Here is a 2,924-nt window from a genome sequence, read left to right as displayed (position 1 = left end):
GAAAATTGCGCGGCTGCGGCGCTAGTGAATAGTGACATACTCCTTCAGCTGAGCGAGTTTTTTCTCGCCGACCCCGGGGACGTTGAGGAGATCCTCCACCGTGGTGAAGGGGCCGTGAGTCTGCCGGTACGTAACTATCCGCTGGGCAAGCGCCGGGCCAACACCCGGAAGGGTTTCAAGGGCGGCGGTATCCGCAGTGTTGATATTGATCCTGCCGCCCGCAACGCCGCCACTGGAGCTATCGTGCGTTACAGGCCCAGCGAAGGGATTACCGGTACCTGCAGGAAGCTGCTCCGAAACGGGAATCCTGGCCGGAACAACCACCTTTTGCCCGTCTTCAAGCGGCTGGGCTAAATTTAGCGCATCCACATCCGCATCGGGACGGGGCACTGCCCGGCGCACCGCATCGAGAACGCGGCTCCCCTGCGTTAGCCGGTAAACGCCCGCGTGGTAAACTGCCCCCGCAACGTGGACCCAGATTGCGGCGGGTTTCTCGGTCACTACCGCGGGCGCCTCAACCACCCGCTGGCGGTTAAGCGCGTACTTAGCCCCGAAACCGAACGCCACCGCTACCGCGATAAGGAGTAGGATGAGTTGTTCGCGGCGCCCGAATTCCACCGCCCTTGACCCCCCAAATCCTGCGCGTCCGCCACCAGGAGCACGCAAAGTTCAATCTTCTTTTTTCGCGGGGTAACGGGCAAATCCTTCCCGGAAACTGACAAAAAGCTCGCCGTCGGGTGAAGGGTAACCCCAGAAGCGTCTTTCGTACCCCGGCCCCGCCGAATAGTATCGCCGAAAGCTACCTAGCTTTCAGGGTTTCCTCTTCCCAACCTCATTTTCTTTAACTACCTGGGCGAAATCCCCCGGCCCGGTAGCGATCTCCCTCTTAAACTGCTTGATAGCGTTCGCGGCTCTGTACGGAAGCAAAAACTCTACTTAACCCTGCAAGTTTAACCCGGAATCGGTTATCGGTTACCCCGCAGCCATCCGGATGTAGGCCCCGAATCTTGCCGTCCCGGGACTCACGATCTCTCTTCGTCCGCCGCCACCTCGTCCAGAGACACCTCAGCAAGAGCTCCCGCCCGGACCTCAGGTTCTTCCCGGTAGAGGTATTTCAGGTCGAGATACTCCAGCGTATAGCGGATCTTGGTCCGCAGGCGGTCGTGTTTCGTGATCTCTATCAGGTGGTCGAGGTCAACTGCCGGTTCCCACCCGTAGGCGCGGGCGTGCAGCTCCACCACCTTCGCGAGTATCCGCCGGACCTCTGCAGTTATAAGCGGTTCGAGATTCAACGGCTTCAGCAAAAGCGTATTCAAAACCCGCCGCACCACCTCCGCCTTCCGGGGTTCACCTTTCGCCAGCAGCCGGGCCGGCACCTCATCGGGATCCGGGCGCCGCTCGGTGAGAAGCCTAACCGACCAGAAGCCGGAAAAAATGCTGAAAATAGTATAGGTCGCCTCAAGGCCTGTGTTCGGATCCGGCAAAAGGAAGCGGCCCAGATTACAGTAGGCCTCGCCGCGCGCCGCGAGGCCAAGCGTACCGATAAGTTCAAACTCGTCGAAAAGGATTACCCAGCCGGCGAAGCCCCGGGTACGGATGAGGTGCGCCAGCAGCCGGAAATAATCCCACGCGTGAAGCCGCGGCGTGAATTTTTCGATTTTAACCGGGCGGCCAAAATTAAACCGGTGCAATGATTTGAGCTCGGGCAGCGGCAGCCAGTCGCCCATAAGATCCCGGCACAGGAGGTGCACGTGGTAGGATTCTGGGGCTTGAAAGTAGTTCTCAAGGACGCAGGCGATCTTCGGGTGCAGCTTCTCCTGCGCGAAAGCAAGCAGTTCCGCGGCCACTTCACTGTCCGGACGGATATCGCGCAGCAGCGCTTCCAGACCGGCTTCGTTTTCCTCCGGCAGGTAGGTTTCGCAAGCAACCTTAGGATAGACCCGGTCGAGACGGCTAAAAGGCGTCTCTTTACTGAGGACCACAAAGCTGACGGCGAAGTTCCGCTGCTGGGCCAGGTTGAAGACGGTGTTGAGGAAATGGGTCTTCCCCTCACCATAACTGCCCCGTAAAACAACCGCGCGGGCGCCGCCCTGGGCGGCCAAATCATCGAGATCGCGCTGCACCGTTTCCAAAAGCGCCTCCCGACCGTAAGAAAAGAGCGCCGCGAGGTGCCGCGAAGAGATGCCGGAGCGCAACGCTTCGATTATCCTTACCGCTTCGAAGTCGCGCATCGCAAAGTTCCACCTTTCGCTAAAAAACAGGTTCTCCGTTCTCTGTTCGCCGGTCGACGTTAATATACAGCAGACCGGGGTAACCAGTGCGCAGCTGGCCTTTCCGTGCTAAAAAGCTGCTCCCGCCGCCACCGCGTCTAAATCCAAGAAGTCCCGGAAGAGATTGACCCTGTTCCCCTTTACCTCGTGTTGAATCCGGAGCCAAAGGGCCTCATAGGAGTGGAGCCCCTTGTATTCGTCTTCAGCCAGCTCCCGCCGGAAGCCCAGCATCACCATTAAAAAGGAAAGGGTGTCAATCCCGTCAATCAACTGGCGCACACTCTCGTAAAACTCATCGCGGGCTGCTTTGCTATAGAGTGGCCGGCCCGTCTCTTTTTTCGCCAACAACACCTCCAACCCGTCAACCGCTACGAACAAACCCGTCCGCCCGCCGAGGCGCGCGAGTTCTACCAGTGACCGGAGCATTAGGCGCGCATTATACCGGTCAACCCGCGTAAAAACGTGGAAGCGCCGGATGTCGCGCAGGAGCACCTCTTCACCGCGTAGCCAGGCGTAAAGGATTTCTTTATCCGCACCGGTCAGCCTCTTATCCCTTGCGCCGAGGAAGTCCGCCGCAAGCTGTAAGATTACGGTAGCAAAACTGCGGTTAATGAAACGGTTGCGGAAAAGGTCGCGCTCAAGCCGCTCCTGAAC

3 protein-coding genes are annotated in these 2,924 nt (G+C 58.9%); all 3 read right to left on the bottom strand.

Translation table 11 applies throughout. The annotated features are described in order from the left end of the window. Positions 1–21 precede the first annotated feature (21 nt). Complete coding sequence (locus ACUVTA_RS09300; protein WP_445952659.1) at positions 22–618, bottom strand: ComEA family DNA-binding protein; 597 nt, start codon at positions 616–618, stop codon at positions 22–24. A gap of 404 nt (positions 619–1,022) precedes the next feature. Then, positions 1,023–2,231 carry a BREX system ATP-binding domain-containing protein gene (locus tag ACUVTA_RS09295; protein WP_445952658.1) on the bottom strand — a complete coding sequence of 403 codons (1,209 nt, stop codon included), beginning with the start codon at positions 2,229–2,231 and terminating at the stop codon, positions 1,023–1,025. 108 nt (positions 2,232–2,339) lie between these two features. Continuing rightward, on the bottom strand, positions 2,340–2,924 hold a 585-nt coding region (locus ACUVTA_RS09290; RefSeq protein ID WP_445952657.1), incomplete at its 5' end, for a BREX system ATP-binding domain-containing protein.

The organism is Thermodesulfitimonas sp., assembly GCF_052743955.1.
Note: the sequence above shows the minus strand (reverse complement) of the source record. Positions and strands in the feature narration are given on the sequence as shown.

Excerpts from the sequence above, each read along its gene's own strand:
- ACUVTA_RS09295 (WP_445952658.1), bottom strand. The coding sequence starts at position 2,231 with ATGCGCGACTTCGAAGCGGTAAGGATAATCGAAGCGTTGCGCTCCGGC.